Source organism: Stenotrophomonas sp. SMYL11 (assembly GCF_036320005.1).
In the GTDB taxonomy this organism is placed as follows: Bacteria; Pseudomonadota; Gammaproteobacteria; order Xanthomonadales; family Xanthomonadaceae; genus Stenotrophomonas; species Stenotrophomonas maltophilia_A.
Window position 1 is genome coordinate 42,796 of sequence record NZ_JAWIRS010000019.1, and the last position, 23,305, is coordinate 66,100.

At 67.2% G+C, this 23,305-nt stretch carries 19 protein-coding genes; 9 read left to right on the plus strand and 10 right to left on the minus strand.

The features are described 5' to 3' along the window. Positions 1–89: 89 nt before the first annotated feature. The gene (gene recN, locus V3B46_RS19545) at positions 90–1,751 is read right to left on the minus strand and encodes a DNA repair protein RecN (protein ID WP_329892670.1); all 1,662 of its coding nucleotides are present in this window, start codon (positions 1,749–1,751) and stop codon (positions 90–92) included. Positions 1,752–1,866: 115 nt separating this feature from the next. Between recN and hrcA the strand changes: the two genes are divergently transcribed. The 4 genes from hrcA to dnaJ all read left to right on the plus strand — a co-directional run bounded on the left by hrcA (position 1,867) and on the right by dnaJ (position 6,871). Next, complete coding sequence (gene hrcA / locus V3B46_RS19550) at positions 1,867–2,931, plus strand: heat-inducible transcriptional repressor HrcA (protein ID WP_008266321.1); 1,065 nt, start codon at positions 1,867–1,869, stop codon at positions 2,929–2,931. 63 nt (positions 2,932–2,994) lie between these two features. After that, the gene (gene grpE, locus V3B46_RS19555) at positions 2,995–3,510 is read left to right on the plus strand and encodes a nucleotide exchange factor GrpE (protein ID WP_154263226.1); all 516 of its coding nucleotides are present in this window, start codon (positions 2,995–2,997) and stop codon (positions 3,508–3,510) included. Between the two features lie 156 nt (positions 3,511–3,666). Next, positions 3,667–5,592: a molecular chaperone DnaK gene (gene dnaK / locus V3B46_RS19560; RefSeq protein WP_049400303.1), complete on the plus strand. Its 1,926-nt coding sequence runs from the start codon at positions 3,667–3,669 to the stop codon at positions 5,590–5,592. Between the two features lie 154 nt (positions 5,593–5,746). Continuing rightward, the gene (gene dnaJ / locus V3B46_RS19565; RefSeq protein ID WP_329892671.1) at positions 5,747–6,871 is read left to right on the plus strand and encodes a molecular chaperone DnaJ; all 1,125 of its coding nucleotides are present in this window, start codon (positions 5,747–5,749) and stop codon (positions 6,869–6,871) included. A 141-nt stretch (positions 6,872–7,012) separates the two neighbouring features. Here the strand turns inward: dnaJ and V3B46_RS19570 are convergent, their stop codons facing one another. Beyond that, a complete protein-coding gene (locus tag V3B46_RS19570) occupies positions 7,013–7,810 on the minus strand; it encodes an AraC family transcriptional regulator (RefSeq protein ID WP_154263229.1) in 798 nt (265 codons plus the stop codon). Positions 7,811–7,882: 72 nt separating this feature from the next. Here V3B46_RS19570 and V3B46_RS19575 point away from each other — a divergent pair, with 72 nt between their 5' ends. From V3B46_RS19575 to V3B46_RS19585, 3 genes are all read left to right on the plus strand, one after another. Further along, a complete protein-coding gene (locus tag V3B46_RS19575) occupies positions 7,883–9,082 on the plus strand; it encodes an MFS transporter (protein ID WP_329892672.1) in 1,200 nt (399 codons plus the stop codon). 419 nt (positions 9,083–9,501) lie between these two features. Next, positions 9,502–10,410 carry a pyridoxal kinase gene (gene pdxY, locus V3B46_RS19580; protein WP_329892673.1) on the plus strand — a complete coding sequence of 303 codons (909 nt, stop codon included), beginning with the start codon at positions 9,502–9,504 and terminating at the stop codon, positions 10,408–10,410. Then, a complete protein-coding gene (locus V3B46_RS19585) occupies positions 10,407–11,531 on the plus strand; it encodes a prephenate dehydrogenase (protein WP_329892674.1) in 1,125 nt (374 codons plus the stop codon). Before pdxY ends, V3B46_RS19585 begins: the two co-directional genes overlap by 4 nt. Positions 11,532–11,837: 306 nt before the next feature. Here the strand turns inward: V3B46_RS19585 and V3B46_RS19590 are convergent, their stop codons facing one another. The 5 genes from V3B46_RS19590 to V3B46_RS19610 all read right to left on the minus strand — a co-directional run bounded on the left by V3B46_RS19590 (position 11,838) and on the right by V3B46_RS19610 (position 16,012). Beyond that, positions 11,838–12,032 carry a hypothetical protein gene (locus tag V3B46_RS19590; protein WP_005409247.1) on the minus strand — a complete coding sequence of 65 codons (195 nt, stop codon included), beginning with the start codon at positions 12,030–12,032 and terminating at the stop codon, positions 11,838–11,840. A 70-nt stretch (positions 12,033–12,102) separates the two neighbouring features. Next, on the minus strand, positions 12,103–13,875 hold the full coding sequence (locus tag V3B46_RS19595; RefSeq protein ID WP_329892675.1) for an ABC transporter transmembrane domain-containing protein: 1,773 nt from the start codon (positions 13,873–13,875) through the stop codon (positions 12,103–12,105). Then, the gene (locus V3B46_RS19600) at positions 13,868–14,464 is read right to left on the minus strand and encodes an IMPACT family protein (RefSeq protein ID WP_329892676.1); all 597 of its coding nucleotides are present in this window, start codon (positions 14,462–14,464) and stop codon (positions 13,868–13,870) included. Before V3B46_RS19600 ends, V3B46_RS19595 begins: the two co-directional genes overlap by 8 nt. Before the next feature lie 40 nt (positions 14,465–14,504). Then, positions 14,505–15,497, minus strand: a complete 993-nt coding sequence (locus tag V3B46_RS19605) for a hypothetical protein (protein WP_329892677.1) — start codon at positions 15,495–15,497, stop codon at positions 14,505–14,507. After that, positions 15,494–16,012, minus strand: coding sequence for an RNA polymerase sigma factor (locus V3B46_RS19610; RefSeq protein ID WP_229301232.1), 519 nt, complete (start codon positions 16,010–16,012; stop codon positions 15,494–15,496). The genes V3B46_RS19605 and V3B46_RS19610 overlap by 4 nt, the downstream gene beginning before the upstream one ends. Before the next feature lie 247 nt (positions 16,013–16,259). Here V3B46_RS19610 and V3B46_RS19615 point away from each other — a divergent pair, with 247 nt between their 5' ends. Next, the gene (locus V3B46_RS19615) at positions 16,260–19,100 is read left to right on the plus strand and encodes a bifunctional diguanylate cyclase/phosphodiesterase (RefSeq protein WP_329892678.1); all 2,841 of its coding nucleotides are present in this window, start codon (positions 16,260–16,262) and stop codon (positions 19,098–19,100) included. Positions 19,101–19,119: 19 nt separating this feature from the next. Here the strand turns inward: V3B46_RS19615 and V3B46_RS19620 are convergent, their stop codons facing one another. Together V3B46_RS19620 and V3B46_RS19625 are read right to left on the minus strand one after the other, a co-directional pair. Then, on the minus strand, positions 19,120–19,713 hold the full coding sequence (locus V3B46_RS19620; RefSeq protein ID WP_032128301.1) for an LOG family protein: 594 nt from the start codon (positions 19,711–19,713) through the stop codon (positions 19,120–19,122). Between the two features lie 217 nt (positions 19,714–19,930). Next, entirely contained in the window at positions 19,931–21,427 is a 1,497-nt protein-coding gene (locus tag V3B46_RS19625; protein ID WP_005409254.1) for an aminotransferase class III-fold pyridoxal phosphate-dependent enzyme, read from the minus strand. Positions 21,428–21,637: 210 nt separating this feature from the next. Between V3B46_RS19625 and queA the strand changes: the two genes are divergently transcribed. After that, the gene (queA, locus tag V3B46_RS19630) at positions 21,638–22,705 is read left to right on the plus strand and encodes a tRNA preQ1(34) S-adenosylmethionine ribosyltransferase-isomerase QueA (RefSeq protein ID WP_329892679.1); all 1,068 of its coding nucleotides are present in this window, start codon (positions 21,638–21,640) and stop codon (positions 22,703–22,705) included. Between the two features lie 168 nt (positions 22,706–22,873). On the opposite strand, the gene V3B46_RS19635 is transcribed toward queA, so the two are convergent. Next, positions 22,874–23,284: a hypothetical protein gene (locus V3B46_RS19635; RefSeq protein ID WP_329892680.1), complete on the minus strand. Its 411-nt coding sequence runs from the start codon at positions 23,282–23,284 to the stop codon at positions 22,874–22,876. Between the last annotated feature and the right edge of the window lie 21 nt (positions 23,285–23,305).

The following is a 23,305-nucleotide window of genomic DNA, read 5'->3' on the forward strand; positions in this document are numbered from 1 at the left end:
GTAGTGCCGGCCGCTGGCCGGCAACCTCACGATCTTCGCCCACCCGCATCGAGTTGCCGGCCAGCGGCCGGCACTACCGTCGGGCGGTGTCAGACCTGCAGCAGCTTGCGTGCGGCGGCGCGCGCTTCCTTGCTCACTTCTACGCCACCCAGCATGCGCGCCAGTTCTTCCTCGCGTGCCTTGCTGTCCAGCTTTTCCACCGCGCTCTGGGTCATGCCTTCCACCGGCGCCTTGCTGACCCGGTAATGCGCGTGGCCCTTGGAGGCGACCTGCGGCAGGTGGGTCACGCACAGCACCTGGCGCTTCTCGCCAAGGGCGCGCAGTTTCTGGCCGACGATATCCGCCACCGCGCCACCGATGCCGGAGTCGACTTCGTCGAACACCATGGTCGGCACCGCATCCAGGTCCAGCGCGGCCACTTCGATGGCCAGCGAGATGCGCGACAGTTCGCCACCCGAGGCCACCTTGCGCAGGGCGCGCGGCGGCTGGCCGGCGTTGGCCGCCACCAGGAACTCCACCCGTTCGGCACCCTGCGGGTCGGGCTTGCCGGCGTCCTGCGGTTCCAGCTCGATCAGGAACTGGCCGCCGCCCATGCCGAGCTCGGCGATGATGCCGGTGGTGGTGGCCGACAGTTCGGCAGCGGCGCTGCGACGGCTGGCGGTCAGCACCTCGGCCTGTACGCGCCAGGCGGCGGCGGCCTTGTCGATCTCGCCGGCCAGACGCTGCAGGCGTTCGTCGGCGCCGCGCAGCTGTTCCACTTCGGCATGCATGCGCTCGCGCTGCGCGCCCAGCTCGTCCATCGGCACGCGGTGCTTGCGGGCCAGGTCGTGCAGGCGGCCGAGGCGACGCTCGTTCTCCTCGAACTGCTCCGGGTCGGCATCAAGGTCGTCGTGCACCCGGTCCAGCAGCGACAGGGCTTCGTGCAGCTGGATCGAGGCGTTCTCGATCAGGCCGTCCACCTCGCCCAGGCGCGGGTCGTGTTCGATCAGGCGCGACAGCTCGTGGCGCACCTGCTGCAGCAGGTCTAGCGCGGAACTGCCGTCGTCGCCATTGAGCTGGTTGCTGGCTCCCTGGCAGGCGCTCAGCAGGGCGCTGGCGTGGGCCTGGCGGCGGTGGCTGGCACCGAGCGCGACGATCGACTCCGGCTCCAGGTCTTCGCGGTCCAGTTCGCGCAGCTGGTGTTCCAGGAAGCCGATCCGGTCACTGACGTCGCCCTGTTGCGACAGCGCCAGCGATTCATCGACCAGTGCCTGCCAGGCCGCGGCGGCGCGGCGCACCTGGCGGCGCTCGTTCTCGTTGCCGGCATAAGCATCCAGCAGGGCCAGCTGCGACGGGCGCGTCAGCAGGGCCTGCTGTTCGTGCTGGCCGTGGATCTCCACCAGCAGCGAGGCCAGGTCGCCCAGCTGGGCCAGGGTCACCGGGCGGCCATTGATCCACGCCCGCGAACCGCCGTCGGCACGGATCACGCGGCGCAGCTGGCATTGTTCCTCGTCGTCCAGCTCGTTGTCGGCCAGCCATTGGCGCGCGGCCTGCAGCTGGTCCAGCGCGAATTCGGCAGAAAGCTCGGCGCGCGCGGCGCCGTGGCGGACCACGCCGCTGTCGGCGCGCAGGCCGGACAGGAAGCCCAGCGCGTCGACCATCAGCGACTTGCCGGCGCCGGTCTCGCCTGAAACCACGGTCATGCCTGGCCCGAACTCCAGTTCGGTGGCGCGGACGACGGCAAAATCCTTGATCGAAAGATGTCTGAGCATGGGTAAGGGGGTATCAGCAGCCGCGCAACGCTAGCACGCGCGCGAGGGAGGTCCAATGACTTGCCAAGGTGATGCGCCGCCATTATCTAGTGTCCGTGTCTCACAGGTTGATTCCATGCACGGTTCTCCCGACCAGCTTGCCCCGCGTGCGCGCCATCTGCTGCGCACGCTGATCGCGCGTTACATCCAGGACGGTGAGCCGGTCGGCTCGCAGACGCTGGCGCGCGTGGCTGGCCTGGAGGTCAGCCCGGCCACCATCCGCAACATTCTCGGCGACCTGGAAGACCTGGGGCTGCTGGCCTCGCCGCACACCTCGGCCGGGCGCATCCCGACCGCGCATGGTTACCGGGTGTTCGTCGACAGCCTGCTGCAGATGCAGCCGCCGGGCGAGGGCGAGCTGGCTCGGTTGCGCCAGGAACTGGCCGGCGGTGGCAGCACCCAGGCCCTGCTTGGCAGCGCCTCGGAGCTGCTGTCGGCGATGAGCCACTTCGTCGGCGTGGTCAGCGCGCCGCGTCGCGAGCAATTCGCCTTCCGCCAGATCGATTTCGTGGCGCTGGACGGGCGCCGGGTGCTGGCGATCCTGGTGTTCGCCGACAACGAGGTGCAGAACCGCGTCATCGAGACCCGCCAGGAGTTCGCGCCGGGCCAGCTGGAGCAGGTCGCCAACTACCTCAATGCCCATTTCGCCGGCCTGCCGATGGCCGAGATCCGCACCCGCCTGCTGCTGGAGCTGCGTGATGCCCGCTCCGAGCTGGAGCAGCTGCTGGCCCACAGCATCGAGCTGGCCGAGCAGGCCCTGCAGCCGGCCGCCGACGACATGCTGGTGGCCGGCCAGACCCGTCTGATGGGGGTGCAGGACCTGTCCGACCTGGAGCGCCTGCGCGAGCTGTTCGAGCTGTTCTCCAGCAAGCGCGAGATCCTGCAGCTGCTGGAGCGCACCATCCAGGCCCCGGGGGTGCGCATCTTCATCGGCGAAGAGACCGGGATGATGCCGTTGCAGGGGGTCTCGCTGGTCACCGCCCCGTACACCGCCAATGGCCAGGTACTGGGCGTGCTGGGCGTGATCGGCCCCAAGCGGATGGCCTACGACCGCATGATCCCGCTGGTCCAGGCCACCGCCGATGTGCTCGGCGCGGCCTTTTCACCGGCCGGGCGCACTCCCGGAACATCCGACGCTTGAAACGCAGCATCCCGCCCACACTAGGGTGGGTGGAGGCGGGCTGTGACCGCCAGGGACCCAGACATGAACCACGAAAACCCCGATATCGAATCCCAGCAGAGCGCGGCCGATGCAGCGGCTGCGGCCGGCGTCAGTGACGAAGTGGAGCGCCTGCGCGGCGAGATCGAGCAGATCAAGGCCGACGTCCTGCGCGAGCGCGCCGACCTGGACAACCAGCGCAAGCGCGTGGCCCGTGACATCGAGCAGGCCCGCAAGTTCGCCAACGAGAAACTGCTGGGCGAGCTGCTGCCGGTATTCGACAGCCTGGATGCCGGCCTGAAGGCCGCCGGCGACGACCCGCATCCGCTGCGCGAAGGCCTGGAGTTGACCTACAAGCAGCTGCTGAAGGTCGCTGCCGACAACGGCCTGGTCCTGCTGGACCCGATCGGCCAGCCGTTCAACCCGGAACACCACCAGGCCATCAGCCAGGTGCCGACCCCGGGCGCCGCCCCGGGCAGCGTGGTGACCGTGTTCCAGAAGGGCTACCTGCTCAACGAGCGCCTGCTGCGGCCGGCGCTGGTGGTGGTGGCCGCCGACTGATCGGCCGGGCCGGGCCATACGTGGCAAGGTTTTCCAGGCGCTGAACACAGCGTTCGGGAGATGGCTTGAATGTTCCACGAGCCTCCCCCACATCGTATTCATCCACCGGCCGAGCGGCCGGACTGACCCCAACAAGCATCCTCAGGAGTCTCCCCCATGGGCAAGATCATTGGTATCGACCTCGGCACCACCAACTCGTGCGTGGCGATCATGGACGGCGGCAAGGCCCGCGTCATCGAGAATTCGGAAGGCGATCGCACCACCCCGTCGATCGTCGCCTACACCAAGGACGGCGAAGTCCTGGTGGGCGCCTCGGCCAAGCGCCAGGCCGTCACCAACCCGAAGAACACCTTCTACGCGGTGAAGCGCCTGATCGGCCGCAAGTTCACCGACGCCGAAGTGCAGAAGGACATCGCCCACGTCCCGTACAGCATCCTCGCCCATGACAATGGCGACGCCTGGGTGGCCACCAGCGACGGCAAGAAGATGGCCCCGCAGGAAATCTCGGCCAAGGTGCTGGAGAAGATGAAGAAGACCGCCGAGGACTTCCTCGGTGAGAAGGTCACCGAAGCGGTCATCACCGTGCCGGCCTACTTCAACGACAGCCAGCGCCAGGCGACCAAGGACGCCGGCCGCATTGCCGGCCTGGACGTCAAGCGCATCATCAACGAGCCGACCGCGGCCGCGCTGGCCTATGGCCTGGACAAGGGTGACAACAAGGATCGCAAGATCGTGGTGTACGACCTGGGCGGCGGCACCTTCGACGTCTCGGTGATCGAGATCGCCAACGTCGACGGCGAGAAGCAGTTCGAAGTGCTGGCCACCAACGGCGACACCTTCCTGGGCGGCGAAGACTTCGACAACCGCGTCATCGAGTACCTGGTCGAAGAGTTCAACAAGGACCAGGGCATCGACCTGCGCAAGGATCCGCTGGCCCTGCAGCGCCTGAAGGATGCTGCCGAGCGCGCCAAGATCGAGCTGTCCAGCGCCCAGCAGACGGAAGTGAACCTGCCGTACGTCACCGCTGACGCCTCGGGCCCGAAGCACCTGAACATCAAGCTGACCCGCGCCAAGCTGGAAGCGCTGGTGGACGACCTGATCAAGAAGTCGATCGAGCCGTGCCGCGTCGCCCTGAACGATGCCGGCCTGCGTTCGAGCGACATCAGCGAAGTGATCCTGGTCGGTGGCCAGACCCGCATGCCGAAGGTGCAGCAGGCGGTGACCGAGTTCTTCGGCAAGGAACCGCGCAAGGACGTCAACCCGGACGAAGCCGTGGCACTGGGTGCAGCGATCCAGGGCGGCGTGCTGGGCGGCGACGTGAAGGACGTGCTGCTGCTGGACGTGACCCCGCTGTCGCTGGGTATCGAGACCATGGGCGGCGTGTTCACCAAGATCATCGAGAAGAACACCACCATCCCGACCAAGGCTTCGCAGGTGTTCTCGACCGCCGAGGACAACCAGTCGGCCGTGACCGTGCACGTGCTGCAGGGTGAGCGCGAACAGGCCCGCTTCAACAAGTCGCTGGCCAAGTTCGACCTGTCCGGCATCGAGCCGGCGCCGCGCGGCCTGCCGCAGGTGGAAGTGTCCTTCGACATCGACGCCAACGGCATCCTGCACGTGTCGGCCAAGGACAAGAAGACCAACAAGGAACAGAAGGTCGAGATCAAGGCCGGTTCGGGCCTGTCCGAGGAAGAGATCGCGCGCATGGTCGCCGACGCGGAAGCCAACCGCGAAGAAGACAAGAAGTTCCAGGAGCTGGTGCAGGCCCGTAACCAGGCCGATGCCCTGATCCACGGCACCCGCAGCGCCATCACCGAGCACGGCAGCAAGGTCGGCGGCGATGTCATCGGCAAGGTCGAGGCGGCGCTGGCCGACCTGGAAACCGCGATGAAGGGTGACGACAAGGCACAGATCGAAGCCAAGTCGAAGGCACTGGAAGAAGCCGGGCAGTCGTTGTTCGCCGCCGCTTCGGCCGACCAGGGCGGTGCCGCCCCGGGTGCCGACGCTGGCAATGCGGGCAAGCCGCAGGATGACGTGGTGGACGCCGAGTTCACCGAAGTCAAGGACGACAAGAAGTCCTGATCCGGACCGACACGGGACGCTGGCCATCAGCGTCCCGTTGTCGCATCAGGGTCCTGACCGCTCACCGGCGTGTCGGGGCGCCCGACGCAAGAGCGGACCTGGTTCCGCTCTTCCGCTTTGACGAATCCCGACTTTCCGGAACCCGATTCACGATATGAGCAAGCGCGATTACTACGAAGTGCTGGGCGTTGCCCGCACCGCCAACGACGAAGAGCTGAAGAAGGCCTACCGTCGCTGCGCGATGAAGTTCCACCCGGACCGCAACCCGGGTGATGCGGCGGCCGAAGCCTCCTTCAAGGAGTGCAAGGAAGCCTACGAAGTGCTGTCCGACGGCAACAAGCGCCGCATGTACGACAGTCATGGCCACGCCGCGTTCGAGCACGGAATGGGCGGTGGTGGCCCGGGCGGCCCGGACATGAACGATATCTTCGGCGATATCTTCGGCAACATCTTCGGTGGTGCCGGTGGTGGTTCGCGCCAGGCCCGTCGCGGTGCCGACATCGGCTACGTGATGGAGCTGGACCTGGAAGAAGCCGTGCGCGGCGTCGAGCGCCGCATCGAGATTCCGACCCTGGCCGAGTGCGGCGACTGCGATGGCAGTGGCTCCGAGGACGGCAAGGTCGAGACCTGCAACGTGTGCCATGGCCGCGGCCAGGTGCGCATCCAGCGCGGCATCTTCGCCATGCAGCAGGCCTGCCACAACTGCGGCGGCCGTGGCCAGATCATCGCCAAGCCCTGCAAGACCTGCCACGGCAATGGCCGTGTCGAGGAAGACAAGGTGCTGTCGGTGAAGGTGCCGGCCGGCGTCGATACCGGCGACCGCATCCGCCTGCAGGGCGAGGGCGAGGCCGGCCCGGCCGGTACGCCGCCGGGTGACCTGTACGTGGAAGTGCGCGTGCGCGAGCATGCGATCTTCCAGCGCGATGGCGACGACCTGCACTGCGAAGTGCCGATCCGCATTTCGCAGGCGGCACTGGGCGACACCGTGCGCGTGGCCACCCTGGGCGGCGAAGCGGAGATCCGCATTCCGGCCGAGACCCAGACCGGCAAGCTGTTCCGCCTGCGTGGCAAGGGCGTGCGTTCGGTGCGCAGCCGCAGCGAAGGCGACCTGTACTGCCGCGTGGTGGTGGAGACCCCGGTCAACCTCACCAACGAGCAGCGCAAGCTGCTGGAGCAGTTCGAGGCCACCTTCGTCGGCGAGGAAGCGCGCAAGCATTCGCCGAAGTCCGCCACCTTCATGGACGGCGTGAAGGGCTTCTGGGACCGGATGACGTCCTGATCCATCGACGCATGTGTTGAACGACGGCGCCGGGCATTGCCCGGCGTTTTCGTATGCGGATGTCTGGTGCATTCCGCCGGGCCCTGCTTGGATTGCTGCACCCTGGTAGACCCACGCTACGCGTGGATGCCGTTCAAGGAATCAGCGGAAAAACGCCGCCGGTGTCTGCCCCAGCTGCCGCTTGAACATGCTGGTGAATGCGCTGGGGCTGTCGTAACCCATCGCCAGCGCGACATCGATCACCTTGTCGCCGACCGCCAGCCGTTCCATCGCGGCCAGCAGCCGCGCCTGTTGCCGCCACTGCCCGAAGGTCATGCCCAGTTCGCTGGCGAAATGACGCTGGATGGTTTTCACGTCCACCTGCAGCGCCTGTGCCCAGTCCTGCAGGGTGGCGTCGTCGCCGGGATGTTTCTGGATGTGCTGGCAGATCCGCTGCAGGCGCGGGTCGGAGGGCGAGGGCAGGTGCAGCGGCAGCACGTCCATGCGGTGCAGCTCGTCCAGCAGCAGGCGCACCACGCGACCGTCGCGGCTGTCATCCACATGCGCGGTCTCGATCAGGCTGGCGGCGAGCAGCAGTTCGCGCAGCAGCGGCGCCACCTGCACCGCGAACGCCTCGTCCGGCAGCTGTGGCGCGAAATCCGGTTCCACGTACAGGCTGCGCATGTGTACTTCGGCGATGCAGTCCACCGCATGGGCCATGCCGGCCGGTACCCAGATCGCGCGGGTCGAGGGCACCACCCAGCGGCCGCCGTCCGCACGCACCACCATCAGTCCGGACATGGCGAACACCAGCTGGTGACGGCGATGCCGGTGGGGCGCGATGTGGGTGCCGGGTTTGTAGTGGCGGGCGCGGCAGGTCACCGGCCGGTGCACCGGAACCTCGTTCCACGGCGCAGTCTCGCGGACCGGGCAGGGAGTGTCCTTTTTGCGATATGCCATGACCCGAACGCGGCAGAAGGGAGGAGGAGGCCACCGTAGCATGCGTGGCTCGCCCCCAACCTGACTGTGTCCATGTCGACCCTGGCTTCTCCCGCAACGACCTCACGCCCGGTGGCCCCCGGCGTGCTCGCCGCCATTTCCACCTCGCATGTCGTCAACGACATGATGCAGTCGCTGATCCTGGCCATCTATCCAGTGATCAAGGGCGGCTTCAATCTCAGCTTCACTCAGATCGGCCTGATCACGCTGACCTACCAGCTCACCGCCTCGATCTTCCAGCCGTTGATCGGCATGGCCACCGACCGTCGCCCAGCTCCGTACTCGCTGCCGATCGGCATGGCCTCGACCCTGTGCGGCATGCTGCTGCTGGGCTTCGCACCGAACTACGCGGCGGTGCTGATGGCGGCGGCGATGGTCGGCATTGGCTCGGCCATCTTCCATCCGGAAGCCTCGCGCATCGCGCGGCTGGCCTCGGGCGGCCGTCATGGTTTCGCGCAGTCGGTGTTCCAGGTGGGGGGCAATTTCGGCACCGCGCTGGGCCCGTTGATTGCCGCCGCGGTGATCGTGCCGTATGGCCAGCACGCTGCATCGTGGTTTGCCGGTGCTGCCCTGATCGGCATCGCATTGCTGACCTATGTCGGTCGCTGGTACGCGCTGCACCTGGGTACACCGCGTCCGGCCAGCACCACATCGATAGCTCCACGGCATCCGCCGCGCACCGTGGCCAAGGTGCTGGCGATCCTGTTGGTGTTGATCTTCAGCAAGTACTTCTACATGGCCAGCATCGGCAGCTATTTCACCTTCTACCTGATCCACCATTTCGGCATTCCGGTGGCGCAGGCCCAGCTGCACCTGTTCGCGTTCCTGGTGGCGTCCGCCGCCGGCGGCTTCCTCGGCGGCCCGCTGGGTGACCGCATCGGCCGCAAGCCGATCATCTGGACTTCGATCCTGGGCGTGGCCCCGTTCGCACTGATGCTGCCGCATGCCGATCTGTTCTGGACCACGGTGCTGGCGGTGCTGATCGGTTTCGTGTTGTCGTCGGCGTTCTCGGCGATCGTGGTGTACGCGCAGGAGATGATGCCGAACCGCATCGGTATGGTGTCCGGCCTGTTCTTCGGCTTCGCCTTCGGCATGGGTGGACTGGGTGCTGCGGTGCTCGGCCTGCTGGCGGACAAGACCAGCATTGAGTACGTCTACCAGTTGACTGCGTTCCTGCCGCTGCTCGGTATCGTCGCGGCGTGGCTGCCACCGTCGCGGCCTGCTGCTCACTGAGGGGTTTGGGTTTGCAGGGCTTGCAGCCCTGCACCCGCAGAGGCAACGGCAACAGCCGAAGCGCGATCTCCGCGGATTGGCGGGGTGGGTCCGGTTGCGGGGGACGCCGTGAATACGTCCTTGTAGGCTCGGTCGCGCCATCCATGGCGCTCACGCCCCCGCAACCGGCCCCACCCCGCCTTCGACAGTTTTCCGTGATCTGTCGGAACGGCTTACTGCTCTGGTAGGTGTCGACCTTGGTCGACACATCTGTCAGATATCGAACGAATTCATCCGTGTCGACCAAGGTCGACACCTACCAACAGCTGCGTGAACCCGCCGTCCCACGGAATGCCGCTTTGGCTTTTGCCGTTGCCGTTGCATTGAGCAGGTGCATGGCGCAGCCCTGCCGAAAACCCCCTTGGGCGTAGAATGCGGCCATGAGCGAATCCCTTGATAACCACCTGGTCCACGGCCGCCGCCAGCGGCCCGACGGCCCGTCGCCGATCGATGTCATCTCGGTCCAGTCGCAACTTGTCTACGGCCACGCCGGCAACAGCGCCGCCGTACCGCCGATGCGCACACTCGGCGTACGCGTCGCGGAAATCCCCACCGTGCTGCTGAGCAACGCGCCGTTCTACGACACCACCCGCGGCCGCGTGCTGCCTGCCGACTGGTTCGCCGACCTGCTGCTCGGCGCCCACGAGCGCGGCCTGCCGCAGCGGGCGAAGATGCTGGTTTCCGGTTACTTCGGCAGCACCGCCAACGGTGCCGCCTTCGCCGACTGGCTGGACAACATCCTGCCGGACTGCCCGCAGCTGCGTTACTGCCTGGACCCGGTGATGGGTGACACCCACACCGGCCCCTACGTGGAACCCGGCCTGGAGGCGATCTTCGCCGAGCGCCTGCTGCCGCATGCCTGGCTGGTGACCCCGAACGCCTTCGAACTGAATCGTCTGACCGGTATGCCGGCACTGGCCGAGGCTGATGCCATCGCCGCCGCGCGTACGCTGCTGGACCGTGGCCCGCACTGGGTGATCGCGCACAGCGTGGGCGGTAACCCGGGTGAGCTGGTGACCCTGGCGGTCGGTCGCGAGGAAACCTGGCGCTGGACTTCGCCGCTGCTGCCGGTGGACGTGGCCGGCACCGGTGACGTGCTGATGTCGCTGGTGGTGTCGTTCCTGTTGCGAGGTGAATCGATGCAGCAGGCGATTTCGCGTGCGATTGCCGGTACCCATGCGGCGTTGGAGGCGACTCTGGACAATGGCTTCGAAGAGTTCGACGTGATCGCGGCGGCGCCTGCCGCACTGGCCGAAGGCACGCGCTTCCGCGCCGAACGCGTGGCATGAGCGGCTTGCTCGAACGCACGCCGCGCACGGTCGGCATCGTCGGCAGTGCCGGCGCCTATGGGCGCTGGCTGAGCCGCTTCTTCCAGCAGCACATGCAGCTGCAGGTGATCGGCTACGATCCAGCCGATCCGGACTCGCATACGCCGGAACAGCTGCTGGCGCAGGCCGACGTGCTGGTGTTCTCGGCACCGATCCGGCATACGCCGGCTCTGATTGCCGAGTACGTGCGGCAGTCGGCCGGCCGTGAGCAGGACCGGCTGTGGCTGGACGTGACCTCGGTGAAGGAAGCGCCGGTGCAGGCGATGCTGGCCTCTCAAGCCGAAGTGGTCGGCCTGCACCCGATGACCGCGCCACCCAAGGCGCCGACCCTGAAGGGCCGGGTGATGGTGGTCTGCGAAGCGCGGTTGCGGGACTGGCAGCCATGGGTTGATTCGCTGTGCACTGCGCTGCAGGCCGAGTGCGTGCGGGCCACGCCGCAGCACCACGACCAGATGATGGCGCTGGTACAGGCGATGGTGCATGCCACTCACCTGGCCCAGGCCGGCGTGCTGCGCCAGTACCAGCCGCAGCTCGGCGATCTGGCCGCGATGATGCCGTACCGCTCGGCATCGTTCGAGCTGGACACGGCGATCATCTCGCGCATCCTGTCGCTCAACCCGGCCATCTACGAAGACATCCAGTTCGGCAACCCGTACGTGGCGCCGATGCTGGAGCGGCTGGTCGGCCAGCTGCAGGCCCTGCAGGCGCAGATCGGGCAGGGCGACGACCATGCGCGTGGTGATTTTCGCGAGCAGCTGCTGTCGGCCAACCGCAATGCCTTCGGCGAGCAGGCACTGGCGGACGGCAACTACACCTTTGAACGCGTGGGTTATCTGCTGGCTGACCTGACCGAGCGTAATGCGTTGTCGGTGCACCTGCCGGAAGACCGGCCCGGCTCGCTGCGTGAGCTGCTGAACGTGTTCGAGCAGCATCGCATCAGCCTGGCTTCAATCCATTCCTCGCGCACGCCTGGTGGCGAAGTGCATTTCCGCATCGGGTTCGTGGCCGGCAGCGATGCTGCGGCGATCACCCGGGCAGCAGCTGAAGTGGACGCCAGCGGCATCGGGCGGGTACTGGGCTGAATTCATCCACAGGCGGTGTGGATGGTTCCTGAGCAAACGTGTGGATAACCTCGCTCAGGCCTTGCCAGCCAAGGCTGTCAAGATGCCTGGCCAAAAAATGATCACGCCTTTTGTAGAGTCGAGCCATGCTCGACTGCCTTGGGCAAAAAGGCGCGTCGACCAAGGTCGACACCTACCAGTGGCAAAAAGCGTGTCGACCAAGGTCGACACCTACCAAAGGCCAAAAAAGGCGTGTCGACCAAGGTTGGCACCCGCCAGAGCGGGGCGATACGAAATCCGGTAGCGCCGGCCCATGCCCAGCGAACCTCAGATCGTCAGTCGCAGCTCGCCGCCACTGGTGGTGAATTCGCGGCCATCGCGCACCAGCGGCCGCCCGTCATCCAGTTCGTAGCGTGGCGTGGCTTCAGAGTGATGCCCGCTGCCATTCGCCTCGGGCTTGAACTCGATGATGATGTGGCTTTCGCCGTTGCTGTCGACGGCGGGGAACTGACGGAACGACATCGTGCACCTCCTTCAGCGGATGCGGCTGTTGCGCGGCCAGCTTGGCCGCGCCGATGTTAGCCGGACGTCATCAATCGATGAACTGCAGGCGCGCAAGTTCAGCGTACAGTCCACCTTCGGCCAGCAGCTGCGCGTGCGTGCCCTCGGCGACGATGCGGCCCTGGTCCATCACCACGATGCGGTCGGCCTTGAGCACGGTGGCCAGGCGGTGGGCAATGACCAGTGTGGTGCGGCCCGCCATCAGCCGCTCCAGCGCTTGCTGCACGCTGTGCTCGCTCTGCGCGTCCAGCGCGCTGGTCGCTTCGTCCAGCAGCAGGATCGGCGCATCCTTCAGCAGCGCACGGGCAATCGCCACACGCTGCTGCTGGCCACCGGACAGGCGGGCACCGCGCTCGCCCAGCTCACTGTCATAGCCCTGCGGCAACGCGCGCAGGAAGCCATCGGCCTCGGCGGCACGCGCGGCATCCTCGACTTCGACGTCGCTGGCCTGCAGGCGGCCATAGCGGATGTTGTCGCGCGCACTGGCAGCGAACAGCGTCGGCTGCTGCGGCACCAGCGCCAGCTGCGCACGCAGCTCGGCCGGGTCGACCTGGCGCACGTCGATGCCGTCCACGTCGATGCGGCCGCTGGCTGGATCATGGAAGCGCAGTAGCATTGACAGCACCGTGCTCTTGCCCGCCCCCGACGGACCCACCAGCGCCACGGTCTCGCCGGGGCGGACGTGCAGGTTGAAGTGGTCCAGTGCGGCCTGGTCCGGTCGCTGCGGGTAGTGGAACACCACGTCGTTGAACTGGATCTCACCGCGCAACGGTTGCGGCAGCGCGTGCGGCTGGGCCGGCGCGCGGATCTCGATGTCTTCCTGCAGCAGTTCGCCGATGCGGCCCATGCCGCCGGCCGCGCGCTGCAGCTCGTTCCATACTTCGGCCAGTGCGCCCACCGAGCCGCCGCCGATCAATGCATACAGCACGAACTGGCCCAGCGTACCGGCGCTGAGGCGGCCGTCGATGACGTCGTGCGCGCCCAGCCACAACACACCGACGATGGCGCCGAACACCAGCAGGATGGCGCTGGCGGTGACCAGCGACTGTGCGCCGATGCGGCGACGGGCGGCGCCGATGGCATCACCGAGTGCCTTGTCGAAGCGTCCGCGTTCGTACGGCTCGCGTGCATGTGCCTGCACCGTGCGTACCGCACCCAGGGTTTCACTGGCCAGGCTGTTGGCATCGGCGATGCGGTCCTGGCTGTTGCGGGCGACCGTGCGCAGCTTGCGCGCGCCGATGATGATCGGCAGCACCGCCAGCGGAATGCCGAGCAGCGACCATGCGGCCAGCCGCGGGCTGGTGACGAACAGCATTGCCAGGCTGCCGATGACGGTGACCGTGCTGCGCAATGCTACGGACATGGTCGAGCCAACCACGCTGCGCAGCAGTTCGGTGTCCGCGGTCAGGCGCGAGACCAGCTCTCCGCTGCGGCTGCGGTCGTGGAAGCCGGCGCCCAGCTGGATCAGGTGGGCATACAGCTGGCTGCGCAGGTCGGCCACGACCTTTTCACCCAGCAGCGATACGAAGTAGAAGCGCGCGGCCGTGCCCAACGCCATGACGACCGCCACCAGCATCAGCAGGGCGAAGGCACGGTTGATCTGGCCGCCGCTGCTGAAACCGTGATCGATCATCTGCTTCACCGCCGGAGGCAGGCTCAGCGTGGCTGCAGAGGACACCGCCAGGGCCAGCAGCCAGGCGGTGAACAGGCCGCTGTGGCGGCGCACGAACGGCCACAGCGTGCGCAGGCTGCCGAGGCGCCGCAGCGGCGGGGTCGAAGCGGGGGCGTCGTCCTTGTCAGTCATCCTGGTTGTCGTCTTCTATGCGGATACGGTCACGGGTGGCGTCGCGCAGGCGGATTTTCAATGCGTCGACCTGATCGGCAGGCAATTCGATCCGCAGGCACACACCATTGGCATCGAACTGTTCATCGCGCTTTTCGGCACCGAAGGCGGGCAGGGTGGCGTGCAGGGTGCCCAGGTCCTCGAAGCCGGCCAGCAGCTGCAGCCGGGCCATCGCCACCAGCGGCAGGCGCGGGGCGGTGCGCAGGCACTCGGCGGCGGCGCCGCCGTAGGCGCGCACAAGGCCACCGGCGCCGAGCTTGATACCGCCGTACCAGCGCGTCACCACCACCATCACCCGGTCAAAACCCTGGCCGTCGATCGCCGCCAGGATCGGACGTCCAGCCGTGCCGGCCGGCTCGCCATCGTCGCTTGAGCGATAGTCCTGCCCGTGCCGGTAGGCCCAGCAGTTATGGGTGGCATCGGCCACCGCGACCTGCTGCAGGAACGCCATGGCGGCTGCGGCGCCGTCGATCGGCGTGGCATGGGCGATGAAACGGCTGTGCTTGACTTCCAGCGTATGGCTGACCGGCTGGGCGAGGGTATCGGGCATTCCCACCATTCTACGGTGTTGCTCCCGATTTCCGTGGTACTCAGTCGTCCAGCAGCGGGCGCAGGTCGCGCGGCAGGCGCGCTTCCGGGTACTGCTGCATGTAGCGCTCCAGGCTGGCACGGGCCAGATCGCGCTGGCCGTCGTCGCGTCGTGCACGGATCTTCTGCAGCCACTGCCGGCGCGGCAGTCGTGCGTCAGCCTCCACCTCGGCCTGCACGGCGTCCGCGCTCAGGCCCGCATCGCTGCCGCGGCGCATGATGCCTGGTGCGGAACGGCTGGGAGCCTCACGCTTCACCGAGGTGATTTCTACCCGGTCCAATGCCGGGGCCTGTTCGGCCTGCACGCTGTTGGACTCTGGCGTGCCTGCCGAGCGCGCCTTCAGCGAACCACTGGCGACAACCGGCGCCATCAGCGGCGCGGGTGCCGAGTAGGCGGTGGGAGCCGGAGGCGCAGGGGGTGCTGCTGCCGGCGCGGGCGGCAGGGCCGCAAAAGAGGTATCGGCGGCCGCATCCGCAGCCATCGATCGTGCAGCCTGGGCCGGCGCTTCAGCGGTCCCGGTCGGCGCAGGCCTGGGCGCGCGCGCGATGGCCGGTGCCGGGGCAGCGGCAACCGGGGCTGCCTCGGGTGCTGCGGGCGCAGCGGCCGGTTCCGCAGCCCCCACCGCGCTGTCGGCTGCACTGCGCTCAGCGGCCTGATCGGCAGCCGCGACGTCTTCTGCCGCAGCCGGTGCCGCCGCAACAGCGGCCTCACCCGCCGGAACCGGTGGCGGCTCCGGGCGCAGCTGCCAGGCGATGCCGATGGCGAACACCATCGAGGCGGCGATGCCGAACACCGCCGGCCAACGCGGGCGTGTGCGCTGCGTGCGCGGGGCCTCGGGAGAGGCGACCGCATCGGCAGCCGGAGCGTCCACGGCAGCGCGGGCCGCGGCCAGGATGGCGGCGTCCAGTGCGGCGGGCGGTGCCTGTTCGGCGCGACGGCCGAGCAGCCGGGCCAGCTCGCGTTCTTCCGCCGTCAGCGGTTCGTCTCGGTTCATGCGTTCAATCCCGCACGCAGCTTGTCCATCGCATAGCGCAGCCGCGATTTCACGGTTTCCCGGCCTACGCCGGTGATCTGGCCGATCTCCTCCAGGCTCAGTTCCTGATCCAGCCGCAGTTGCAGCACTTCGCGCTGTTCGGGCGGCAGTTGTTCCATCGCCAGCTGGATGCGGCGACGTTGTTCGAATTCGGAAAGCTCGCCTTCCGGGGTCTGTCCATCCTCGATCGCGGCGAGGCGCAGATCGGCATCGGCCGGGGCAGCCGGCCGGTGGCGGGCGGCGCGCCAATGGTCGTTCAGGCGGTTGTGGGCGATGCGGAACAGCCAGGTGCTGAACGCCGCGTCCGGTTGCCACCCCGCACGGGCGCTGATCACCCGCTGCCAGACGTCCTGGAAGATCTCCTCGGCCAGCGCGTTGTCGCGCAGTTGCCGCAGCAGGAAGCCGAACAGGCGCTTGCGGTGGCGCGCATACAGGCTTTCAAACGCACGCAGGTCGCCACCGGCCCAGGCCAGCATCAAGGCTTCATCGGTTGGCAGTGCGCTGGCTTCCACGGCGTACAGGGTAAGGCCTGCAGGCGATGGCGCATAGCCGGTGGCGGGGGCGGGCAGGGCGAGGGTCATGGCTCGGAAGGGGCTACGGTCATCAGGAAAAACGTACGGGCGCACGATTCGGGGTTTACGGGCTTCCATTGCCCCCCGGGTGGCGCGCTATGCTCGGCGGCTCAGGGGAGGCGACGCACAGACGGCGCCAAGAGATTGTCATTTGTCCACGCATGCTGAACCGGCGGAAGAACCACTACACGAGGCCGTGCTGAGCACGGCGCTGGTGCGCGCGTTGCATGCGCTTTTGCCGGAAACGGCCGTGGTCCGCGTCGGCTGGGATGACCCGCAGCTTGGCCGTGGCCAGGGGGCCTGGCCGAGGGCGGCTGCCGGAGGTGATGCGGCAGCGCCAGGCGTGGGCGATGGCCAGCACGGTTGGGAACATGATGGGGCGCGCCTGCTGTTGTCGGTGGAAGGCGCGGTGCCTTCGCCGGCATGGTGGGGGGTTGCCCGGCAGGCGATGGAGCTGGCGCTGCAGCGCGGCCGCCAGGCCGGCCAGATCAAGGCGCTGGAAGAGGCCGAGCGGTTGCAGCAGGCCTTGTTCCAGATTGCAGATCTGGCCGGTGCCGACCTGGAAATGGCCGAGATGCTGCGCCACGTGCATGGTGTGCTGGGCACGCTGATGTATGCCGAGAACTGCTACATCGTGGAATACGACGATGTGCGCGACCAGATCCGTTTCCTGTACTTCGCTGATCAGGTTGATGATTTCGTCGCCGATCCCACGCAGAGCCATGATGCCAGCGAGATGCCGCGCAGCCTGACCGTGGCTTTGCTGCGTCATGGCAAGCCGCTCAGTGGTCCCTCGCGCGAACTGCTGGCGCAGGTGATGGAACAGGAGCACGACCCGCAACGCGGGCCCGAAAGCCTGGATTGGCTGGGCGTGCCGATGCTGCGCGATGGCCGCGTATGCGGTGCCATCGTGGTCCAGAGCTATGAGCAGGCAGCCCGCTATGGCGAGGCCGAGCGCGCATTGCTGGGCTTCGTTGCGCAGCACGTGCAGACCGCGATGGACCGGCGCCAGGCGCAGGTGCGGCTGGAGCAGCAGGTGGCGCGGCGCACCCAGGAACTGCAGCGCGCCAATCACAGCCTGCAGGACGAGGTGGCCGAGCGTCGACGCGCCGAACAGCTACAGACCGCCCTGTACAACATCGCCGAGATGGCGATGTCGGCCGACAGCCTGGCGCAGTTCTACGGACAGGTGCATGGGGTGGTCGGGCGCCTGCTTGACGCACGCAATTTCTACATCGCCCTGGTCAACCCGGCCGGCAATGGCCTGGACTTCGTCTATTCGGTGGACGAGCACAATGCCAGCCGCGCGCCGCGACCGTTCAGCCGGGGCCTGACCGAGTACGTGGTGCGCAACCGGCGGCCACTGTTGGCATCACGCGCACAGATCGATGCGCTGCTGGCCAGTGGCGAAGTGCGTGAATCCGGTGCGCGTTCGCACTGCTGGCTGGGCGTACCGCTGCTGCGCGACGACGAAGTGGTCGGCGCGATCGTGGTGCAGAGCTACAGCGAGAACAGCATTTTCAGCTTGCATGACCAGCGCCTGCTGACCTTCGTCGCGCAGAACATCGGTACCGGCCTGGCCCGTCAGCGCGACCAGCAACGGCTGCGCTCGGCGCATGCCGAGCTGGAGAAGCGCGTGGAGGAACGCACGCGCGAACTGGCCGAGGTCAACGAAAAGCTGCTCGGCCAGATCGGCGAGCGCCTGCGTGCCGAACAGCGCTTGACCCACCAAGCCATGCACGATGCGCTGACCGGCCTGCCCAACCGCCTGCATCTGCTGGACCGACTGCAGGATGCGCTGGCACTGGCCAAGCGTGAGGGCGGCCCGGTGTTCGCCGTGCTGTTCCTCGATCTGGACCGCTTCAAGCTGGTCAACGACAGCATCGGGCATGCCGCCGGCGACCGCATGCTGGTGGAAGTGGCCAAGCGCATCGTATCGATGGCCGGCACCGGGGACGTGGTGGCCCGGCTGGGCGGCGACGAATTCGCGGTGCTGCTGCAATGCCCGCAGGGCCTGGCGCAGGCCTTGGATTTTGGCCAGCGCCTGCTGCTGGCGCTGCAGGAGTCGATGTGGATCGCCGGGCGCGAACTGTTCCCGTCCGGCAGCCTGGGCATCGCGCTGTGGAACCCCCGCTACCGCACCGGCGAAGAGCTGCTGCGTGATGCCGACGCGGCAATGTATCGGGCCAAGGCGCAGGGCCATGACCGCTGTGCGATCTTCGACGAGGACATGCGTGAGCAGGCCATGCGCAGCCTGGACCTGGAAGCCGACCTGCGTCGGGCGATCAACAACCGCGATTTCGTGCCGTTCTACCAGCCGATCGTGCGCCTGTCCGATGGCGAGGTGGTGGGCCACGAGGCGCTGCTGCGCTGGCAGCATGAGCGCCGCGGCCTGCTGCTGCCGGGGGCGTTCCTGGAGCTGGGCGAGGAAAGCGGCCTGATCGAACAGGTCGACTGGCTGATCTACGAACAGGTCATCGCCGGCCTGGCCGAAGGCGGGCACACCTATGTCTCGGTGAACGTATCACCGCGCCATTTCCGCTCCGCCGGGTTCAGCGGGCGCCTGTTCGGCCTGCTGGATGCATGTGGTGCCGATCCGTGCCGGCTGCGCCTGGAGATCACCGAGGTGGCGCTGCTGGACGATGGCCCGCACACGCTGCGCATCCTGCAGGGCCTGCGAGAGCGCGGCATCCAGGTGCAGCTGGACGATTTCGGTACCGGCTTCTCCGCGCTGTCCTACCTGCACCGTTTCCCGATCAGTACGCTGAAGATCGACCAGAGCTTCATCGCCGGCCTGCATGGACCGGAAGTGCAGAGTACGCGCGCGCTGGTCGAGGGCGTGCTGTCGCTGGCGCGCACGCTGGGCATCGAGACCATCGGTGAGGGCATCGAAACCGAGGCGCAGCGGCAAACCCTGCGCGAACTGGGCTGCGACTACGGGCAGGGCTATCTGCTGGGGCGGCCCGCCCCGTGGAGCTGCGCGGCGGTCTGAGCCGCCGCGCAGGAAAGCATCAGCGCAGGGCGGCGCGACGCTTTTCGTCGATCCACTTCGAGGCCTGCGCTGGCTTGTAGTTCTTCATCCACTCCAGCATCTCTTCGATGTCCGAGCCGTACCACAGGTCCTGGCGCTGGTCCGGGTGCAGGAAGCGCTCTTCCACCATGCGGTCGATCATGCCGATCAGCGGGGCGTAGAAACCTTCCACGTCGAGGAACGCGCACGGCTTGTTGCCGATGCCCAGCTGGCGCCAGGTCAGCATCTCGAAGATCTCTTCCATGGTGCCGAAGCCGCCGGGCAGCGTGACGAAGCCATCGGCGAGGTCGAACATGCGTGACTTGCGTTCATGCATCGAACCGACAATTTCCAGTTCGGTCAGGCCGCGGTGGGCCACTTCCCAGTCGGCCAGCTGGCGCGGGATCACGCCGGTCACTTCGCCGCCGGCGGCGAGCACGGCATTGGCCACGGTTCCCATCAGGCCGACATTGCCGCCGCCGTATACCAGGCGCATCCCGTCGCGGGCGATGCGGTCGCCCAGGGCAAGGGCGCGTTCGGTATAGGCCGGCTTGCTGCCAGCGTTGGAACCACAGTACACACAGATCGATTTCATGGATCTTCCTGTCTCTTGGCCGGAAACGAAAACGCCCCGTCGCCGACCGCAGGGCGGTCAGGGACGGGGTGTCCAAGGATTATGAGGCCTTGAGAGGCCTTCTGTAGAACCGAGCCGCGCTCGGCTGCTCTTCGTTCAGTAGAGTCGAGCTTGCTCGACTATCGCGGTGCCTGAACGAAGTGCAGTCGAGCAAGCTCGACTCTACAAAGAACGAGACTTACGCCGCCGCTGCCTGCTCGCGGCGCGGGCCTTCACGCAGCGCGCGGCCGACCATCCCCACCAGCAGGTCCAGCTCTTCGCTGTCCATGCCGAAGTGCGGGGTGAAGCGCAGCGAGTTCTCGCCACCGTGGATCACGTTGATGCCGTGCTGGCGCAGCCATTCCTCGGTGGAGTTGGCGCCGTAGCACTTGAACTGCGGCGCCAGTTCGCAGGAGAACAGCAGGCCGGTGCCCTGCACCTTGGTGATCAGTCCGCCCAGCTCGTTCTTCAGCTGTTCCAGCTTGCGCACGGCCTCGGCACCACGCTCGGCGATGTTGGCGCGCACCTGCGGGGTCAGCTGGGCCAGGGTGGCGCAGGCCACGTCCAGCGCCCGCGGGTTGCTGGTCATCGTGTTGCCATAGATGCCCTTGCGGTACAGCTGCGCGGCATGCTCGGTCACCGCCAGCACGGACAGTGGGTACTGCGCGGCGTTGAGCGCCTTGGAGTAGGTCTCCATGTCCGGCGGGTCCAGGCCTTCGAAGCCGGGGTAATCGACCACCGAGAGCACGCCATGCGCACGCAGGCCGGCCTGGATCGAGTCGAGCAGCAGCAGGCTGCCATGGGCACGGGTCAGTTCGCGGGCGACGGCATAGAACGACGGCGGCACCGAGCGGCCCGGGTCGCCTTCGCCCATCACCGGTTCCAGGAACACCGCCTCGATGAACCACTGGTTGCGCGCGGCATCCTCGAACACCTTGCGCAGGCCGGCTTCGTCGTACGGCGCCACGGTGATCACCGAGTCTTCGCCACGGTAGCTGGCCAGGTGCTGCATGTAGCTCTTGCGGCTGGAATCCGAATAAAGGGCAGGCCGGTCGGTGCGGCCATGGAAGCTGCCCTTGACCACCACGCGCTTGATCGCAGCACCGGCGTGGCGTGCGCCGGGGTCGGTCTGCAGCTTGGCGTTGACGTCGGCGATGCGCGCGGCCAGGCCGACCGCCTCGGAACCGGAATTCAGGCACATGAAACGGGCGAACGGGCAGCCGCCACGGCGGTGGCCGATCTCGGCGCGCAGGGCGGTGATGAAGCGCTGCTGAGACAGGCTGGGGGTCATGATGTTGGCCATCACCTGCGGGCGGGCCATCGCCTCCAGCACGGCGTCCGGGGTGTGCCCGAAGCCGAGCATGCCGTAGCCGCCGGCGTCGTACAGCACGGCGCCCTTCAGGGTGACCACCCACGGGCCGCGCGCAGCCAGTGCCACATACGGGGTCACCGCGTCATCGGCATAGAAATTGACGAAACCGTCCTGCATCGCGTCGATCTGCGCCTGTTCGTCCTGAGCCAGCAGCGGCCCCAGGTCGGCCTGCACGCGCGCGAACTCTTCGGCGGCGGCGTCCACCGCGGCGATCAGCTGCGGGTGGTTGGCGGACAGGGCGGTCAGGGTGGCATCGTCCAGCCCGGTGGTGAGACGGGTGCCGGGCTGGCTGCGCAGGGGGGCGAGGCGTTCGATGAAGCTCATTGCAGATCTCCTGAAACAATGGGTCGCACGGGTCTTCAAAAGCAAAACGCGCGTCATCACGCGCGCTTGGGGCAGGCTCGTGCAGCGGACTTCCGGCTCGATGCTAGCACTTGTTTTTTTGCGCGATAACCCCGCAGAAACCTGCTGCATAGCAGCATTTTGCGCGACGTTCGCCGCGAAGCACGCCGGCTCGCAGACGCTGCACGTACAATGCGCGCCATTGTCGACCTGTTGCCGCCCACTGCCTTGAAGAAGTCCGATTTCAACTACGACCTGCCGGCTGAACTGATCGCGCAGGCGCCCCTGGCCGAACGTTCCGCAAGCCGCCTGCTGCTGGTGCCTCCAGCGCCCGATGCCTTCACCGACCTGCAGGTGCGCGACCTGCCGTCGCTGCTGCAGCCGGGCGACCTGCTGGTGTTCAACGACACCCGGGTGATCCCGGCGCGCCTGTTCGGGCAGAAGGCCAGTGGCGGCCGCGTGGAGATCCTGATCGAGCGCCTGCTGGGTGGCCAGCAGGCCCGCGCGCAGGTGGGCGCCAGCAAGTCGCCCAAGGCCGGCAGCCGCATCGCGCTGGATGCCGGTGGCGAAGCCGAGGTGCTGGGCCGCGATGGCGAGTTCTACGTGCTGCAGTTCCATGTGCCGGAATCGCTGGAACAGTGGCTGCTGCATGCCGGCCGCCTGCCGCTGCCGCCGTACATCCAGCGTGAGCCGGGGGTGGATGATCGCGAGCGCTACCAGACCGTGTTCGCGCGCGAAGTGGGCGCAGTGGCGGCACCGACCGCCGGCCTGCATTTCGACGAACCGCTGCTGGCGGCGTTGAAAGGGAAGGGCGTCGAGTTCGGTCATGTGACCCTGCATGTGGGCGCGGGCACGTTCCAGCCGGTGCGGGCCGATGACCTGAAGGATCACGTGATGCACCGCGAGTGGCTGAACGTGGGTGCCGAACTGGTCCAGCAGGTGCGGCGCACCCGTGAGGCCGGTGGTCGGGTGATCGGCGTGGGCACCACCGTGGTGCGCGCGCTGGAAAGCGCGATGCGCGATGGTGAACTGCTGCCGTTCGCTGGGGAGACCCAGATCTTCATCACTCCGGGCTACCGCATCCGCAGCGTCGACGCGATGGTGACCAATTTCCACCTGCCGGAAAGCACGCTGTTGATGATGATCTCCGCGTTCGCCGGCAAGGAGCGCGTGTTCGAGGCCTACCAGCACGCGATCGAGCAGCGCTACCGCTTCTTCAGCTACGGCGACGCGATGCTGCTGTTCCCACAGGCGGGGTAGGGAGCTGACCTCTGCCTGCTTGTGGTGGGTGCGCACCGTTGGTGCGCACTTGCAGGTGCCTGGAGGCCAGGAAAGTCACGCATGGCGTGGCTCTACTGCCTTCAGCGCTGTAGTAGATACATGCCATGCGTGGATAATTCCTTCCGCAAGCCGGTTCCGCCGGGCTGCTCAGCCCAAATCCACCTTGCATTCGCTGAGTGGAACGGACTGGCCGTCGGAGATGATCAGGTGGTCAGCTTCAATGCGGGCCAGGCGAAGGCCGAGGTTGCGTGCCCCGGCTTCCACCGCCTTCCGCCATCCATCCAGATCGCCGTGGAAGGAAAGGGCGAGGAAGCACTGGCCGTTGGGCAGGGCTATCCGGCAACTGTCCGATACGATGCCACCGCTGCTCGCGGTGAACTCGCCAGCAGAGGCCAGCAGTTTGCGGAACTGACTTAAAGCGCTGCTGGTATGGAAATCCTCGTAATAGATGAACTCCACTCCGGCTACTGGGTTTATACCCGGGGCGATTCGATCGGCTCGTTGCGCGATTTTTCCCCCAAGAATTGCTTCCAGTACCTCGCGGTCACTTCTATTCATCTTGGGCCTGATTTCCTGGCG

Coding starts and splice junctions, on each gene's coding strand:
- queA (WP_329892679.1), top strand. CDS start 21,638: ATGCGCGCCATTGTCGACCTGTTGCCGCCCACTGCCTTGAAGAAGTCC.
- recN (WP_329892670.1), bottom strand. CDS start 1,751: ATGCTCAGACATCTTTCGATCAAGGATTTTGCCGTCGTCCGCGCCACC.
- V3B46_RS19635 (WP_329892680.1), bottom strand. CDS start 23,284: ATGAATAGAAGTGACCGCGAGGTACTGGAAGCAATTCTTGGGGGAAAA.
- V3B46_RS19600 (WP_329892676.1), bottom strand. CDS start 14,464: ATGCCCGATACCCTCGCCCAGCCGGTCAGCCATACGCTGGAAGTCAAG.
- V3B46_RS19595 (WP_329892675.1), bottom strand. CDS start 13,875: ATGACTGACAAGGACGACGCCCCCGCTTCGACCCCGCCGCTGCGGCGC.
- pdxY (WP_329892673.1), top strand. CDS start 9,502: ATGAGCGAATCCCTTGATAACCACCTGGTCCACGGCCGCCGCCAGCGG.
- V3B46_RS19585 (WP_329892674.1), top strand. CDS start 10,407: ATGAGCGGCTTGCTCGAACGCACGCCGCGCACGGTCGGCATCGTCGGC.
- V3B46_RS19590 (WP_005409247.1), bottom strand. CDS start 12,032: ATGTCGTTCCGTCAGTTCCCCGCCGTCGACAGCAACGGCGAAAGCCAC.
- hrcA (WP_008266321.1), top strand. CDS start 1,867: ATGCACGGTTCTCCCGACCAGCTTGCCCCGCGTGCGCGCCATCTGCTG.
- V3B46_RS19620 (WP_032128301.1), bottom strand. CDS start 19,713: ATGAAATCGATCTGTGTGTACTGTGGTTCCAACGCTGGCAGCAAGCCG.
- V3B46_RS19570 (WP_154263229.1), bottom strand. CDS start 7,810: ATGGCATATCGCAAAAAGGACACTCCCTGCCCGGTCCGCGAGACTGCG.
- V3B46_RS19605 (WP_329892677.1), bottom strand. CDS start 15,497: ATGAACCGAGACGAACCGCTGACGGCGGAAGAACGCGAGCTGGCCCGG.
- dnaK (WP_049400303.1), top strand. CDS start 3,667: ATGGGCAAGATCATTGGTATCGACCTCGGCACCACCAACTCGTGCGTG.
- V3B46_RS19610 (WP_229301232.1), bottom strand. CDS start 16,012: ATGCTGGCCTGGGCCGGTGGCGACCTGCGTGCGTTTGAAAGCCTGTAT.
- V3B46_RS19625 (WP_005409254.1), bottom strand. CDS start 21,427: ATGAGCTTCATCGAACGCCTCGCCCCCCTGCGCAGCCAGCCCGGCACC.
- V3B46_RS19575 (WP_329892672.1), top strand. CDS start 7,883: ATGTCGACCCTGGCTTCTCCCGCAACGACCTCACGCCCGGTGGCCCCC.
- grpE (WP_154263226.1), top strand. CDS start 2,995: ATGAACCACGAAAACCCCGATATCGAATCCCAGCAGAGCGCGGCCGAT.
- dnaJ (WP_329892671.1), top strand. CDS start 5,747: ATGAGCAAGCGCGATTACTACGAAGTGCTGGGCGTTGCCCGCACCGCC.